Origin of the sequence: Actinomadura sp. KC06 (genome assembly GCF_004348735.1) — a bacterium.
Taxonomy (GTDB): Bacteria; Actinomycetota; Actinomycetes; order Streptosporangiales; family Streptosporangiaceae; genus Spirillospora.
Window position 1 is genome coordinate 1 of record NZ_SMKT01000327.1, and the last position, 3,662, is coordinate 3,662.

General features: G+C 73.0%; 3 protein-coding genes. All 3 read left to right on the forward strand.

Annotated features, from left to right (window positions below):
• Positions 1-165 precede the first annotated feature (165 nt).
• Positions 166-1,650 carry a leucyl aminopeptidase gene (locus tag E1287_RS42430; protein WP_131971678.1) on the forward strand — a complete coding sequence of 495 codons (1,485 nt, stop codon included), beginning with the start codon at positions 166-168 and terminating at the stop codon, positions 1,648-1,650.
• Between the two features lie 179 nt (positions 1,651-1,829).
• Complete coding sequence (lpdA, locus tag E1287_RS42435; protein WP_131971680.1) at positions 1,830-3,221, forward strand: dihydrolipoyl dehydrogenase; 1,392 nt, start codon at positions 1,830-1,832, stop codon at positions 3,219-3,221.
• 37 nt (positions 3,222-3,258) lie between these two features.
• On the forward strand, positions 3,259-3,662 hold a 404-nt coding region (locus tag E1287_RS42440; protein ID WP_347814012.1), incomplete at its 3' end, for a biotin/lipoyl-containing protein.

A 3,662-nucleotide genomic window follows, 5' to 3' on the forward strand; every position in this document is an offset into this window, starting at 1 on the left:
CACCTGGGCCGCCACGCACGCCCGGCCGCGTTCCGCCACCCCGCCCCCCGCCCGGCGAGCGCGGCCCGGACTTTTCGGCACGCCTTGCCGGTACCGCCGCCCGGCACCGGCAATGCTTGATCCAAAGGGCGAAACCGGTCACCGGTAGGACTAACATCGGGCTACGTGACGAGCATCAGCCTTGACGGCACAGCCCTGGCAAGCATCGACGTCGACGCGATCGTGATCGGCGTCGCACCGGCCGGGACGGGTGTCGCCCCGGCCGCCGGCTCTGAAGACCTCGACCGCGCTCTGGACGGCAGGCTCGCCGAAGCGCTCGCCGCCCTCGGCGCCACCGGCAAGGCCGGCGAGGTCACCAAGCTGCCCGCGCTCGGCGCGGTCGCCGCCAGGCTCATCGTCGCCGCCGGGCTGGGCGAGTCGCCGTCCGCCGAGGACGTCCGCCGCGCCGCGGGCGCCGCCGTCCGCTCCCTCGCCGGGCACGCGAAGGCGGCCGTCGCGCTACCGGCCGCGTCCGCGGAGGACGTCGAGGCCGTGGCGCTGGGCGCGCTGCTCGGCGCCTACTCCTTCGACTCCTACCGCACCGGCGACGAGCACAAGAGCCCCGTCGAGGAGATCCGCCTGCTCGCGGACGCGAACGCGGAGGCTGAGGCCGCCGTCGAGCGGGCCCGGACCCTCGCCGCCTCCGTCACGCTCGTCCGCGACCTGGTCAACACCCCGCCGTCCCACCTGTGCCCCGAGGACCTCGCGGGCGAGGCCGAGCGGATCGCCGGGGAGACGGGCCTCGCCATCGAGGTGCTGGACGAGAAGGCGCTGGTCGAGGGCGGCTACGGCGGCATCGCGGGGGTAGGGCAGGGCTCGGTCAACCCGCCGCGCCTCGTCCGCCTCGCCTACGGCCACCCCGAGGCGTCCAAGACGCTCGTCCTGGTCGGCAAGGGCATCACGTTCGACTCCGGGGGCCTGTCCCTCAAGCCGTCCGAGGCCATGGACTGGATGAAGTCCGACATGGGCGGCGCCGCCGCCGTGCTCGGCGCGCTCGCCGCCATCGCCAAGCTCAAGCCCAAGGTCAACGTGGTCGGCTACCTGGCCATCGCGGAGAACATGCCGAGCGGCACCGCGCAGCGCCCGTCCGACGTGCTGCGCATCTACGGCGGCAAGACCGTCGAGGTCCTCAACACCGACGCGGAGGGCCGCCTCGTCATGGCCGACGCCATCGTCCGCGCCGGCGAGGACTCCCCCGACCTCCTCGTGGACGTGGCGACGCTGACCGGCGCGCAGCTCGTCGCGCTCGGCACCCGCACCACCGGGGTCATGTCCAACGACGACGACGTCCGCGAGAAGGTGGTCGCGGCGGCCGGGCGCGCCGGGGAGGCGACCTGGGGCATGCCGCTGCCCGCCGAGCTGCGCAAGGGCCTCGACTCGACGGTCGCCGACATCGCCAACATCAGCGGCGACCGGTGGGGCGGCATGCTCGTCGCCGGGACGTTCCTCAAGGAGTTCGTGCCGGACGGCGTCAAGTGGGCCCACCTCGACATCGCCGGCCCGGCCTTCAACAAGGGCGAGCCGTACGGGTACACCCCGAAGGGCGGCACCGGCGCCGCCGCCCGCACCCTGGTCCAGATAGCCGAGGACCTCGCCGCCGGAGTTCTGTAGGGTCCGAAACCAGGAAGCGGGAATTCTGCAGGGGACCCGCCCGCCGCCCCGGGTGGAGAACAGAATAGATTCCTTGTGGCGGCGGGGGCCCGCGACCGGCGCGCCCGCCCCGGACTACGACCACCTGAAGTGGCGCCCGGTCCACGCGGCGCCACGACCCCGGGGAAAGGGAGCGTCCAGTGGCTGACAACGGCCCCTTCGACATCGTCGTCCTAGGTGCCGGCAGCGGCGGTTACGCGTGCGCGCTGCGCGCCGCCGAGCTCGGCAAGTCCGTCGCGCTGATCGAGCGGGACGAGTCCCTCGGCGGGACGTGCCTCAACCGCGGCTGCATCCCCACCAAGGCGCTGCTGCACGCGGCCGAGGTGGCGGACCAGTCCCGTGAAGCGGCCAAGTTCGGCGTGAGGGCGACGTTCGAGGGCATCGACGTCGAGGGCGTGAACGCCTACAAGGACAAGGTCGTCACGACGACCGTGAAGGGCCTCACCGGGCTGATCAAGTCCAGGGGCATCGAGGTCGTGCACGGCACCGGGCGGCTCACCGGCCCGACCACGATCGAGGTCGCGGGCGCGGACGGCGCCCGCACGATCGAGGGACGCCACATCGTGCTCGGCACCGGCTCCGAGCCGAAGTCGCTGCCCGGCCTCGACATCGACGGCGAGCGCGTCATCTCCAGCGACCACGCGCTGCGGCTCGACCGCGTCCCCGGCTCCGTCGTCATCCTCGGCGGCGGCGTGATCGGCGTCGAGTTCGCCAGCGTCTGGCGCTCGTTCGGCGCGGACGTCACCATCGTCGAGGCCCTGCCGCACCTGCTGCCGCTGGAGGAGGAGTCCAGCTCCAAGCGGCTGGAGCGCGCCTTCCGCAAGCGCGGCATCAAGTACGAGCTCGGCACCCGCTTCGAGAGCGCCAAGCCGACCCAGGGCGGCATCTCCGTCACCCTCGAGGGCGGCAAGACGATCGACGCGGAGCTGCTGCTGGTCGCGGTCGGCCGCGGCCCGGTCTCCGACGGCATCGGCCTGGCCGAGGCCGGCGTCGAGACCGAGCGCGGGTTCGTCAAGGTCGACGAGTACTGCCGGACGAACGTCCCCACGATCTCGGCGGTCGGCGACCTGATCCCGACGCCGCAGCTCGCCCATGTCGGCTTCGCCGAGGGGATCCTCGTCGCCGAGCGGCTGGCCGGGCTGAGCCCGGCGTCGATCGACTACGACGGCGTTCCCCGCATCACCTACTCCGACCCGGAGGTGGCCTCGGTCGGCATCACGTCCGCCGTGGCCCGAGAGCGCGGGTACGAGATCAAGGAGGTCACCTACGACCTGGCCGGCAACCCCAAGAGCAAGATCCTGGGGACGCAGGGCGAGGTCAAGGTGATCGCGGCCGTGGACGGTCCCGTCCTCGGCCTGCACATGGTCGGGGCGCGCGTGGGCGAGCTCATCGCGGAGGGGCAGCTCATCTACAACTGGGAGGCCCTCCCGGGCGAGGTGGCCCAGCTGATCCATCCGCACCCGACCCAGTCCGAGGCGGTCGGCGAGGCGCATCTCGCCCTCGCCGGCAAACCATTGCACGTACACGGCTGAAGCGCCGCAACGAGTATTCCGAAGGAGCAGCTGAGACATGCCGGTCTCCGTCACCATGCCCCAGCTCGGCGAGAGCGTCACCGAGGGCACCGTCACCCGCTGGCTCAAGAAGGAGGGCGAGCGCGTCGAGACCGACGAGCCGCTCCTGGAGGTGTCGACCGACAAGGTCGACACGGAGATCCCCTCCCCCGCCTCGGGCATCCTGACCAGCATCACCGTCGCCGAGGACGAGACCGTCGAGGTCGGCGCCGAACTGGCCGTCATCGGCGACGAGGGCGAGTCGTCGTCCGGCGGCGGCGCGCCCGCCGCCGAGGCGCAGGAGGCCCCCGCGGCCGAGGCCCCCGCCGAGCAGGCCCCGGCCCAGGCAGAGGCCCCGGCTCCGCAGGCCGAGGCGCCGCAGGCCCCGCCGCCGCCCGCCGCGTGGCCTGTCTCTTATACACA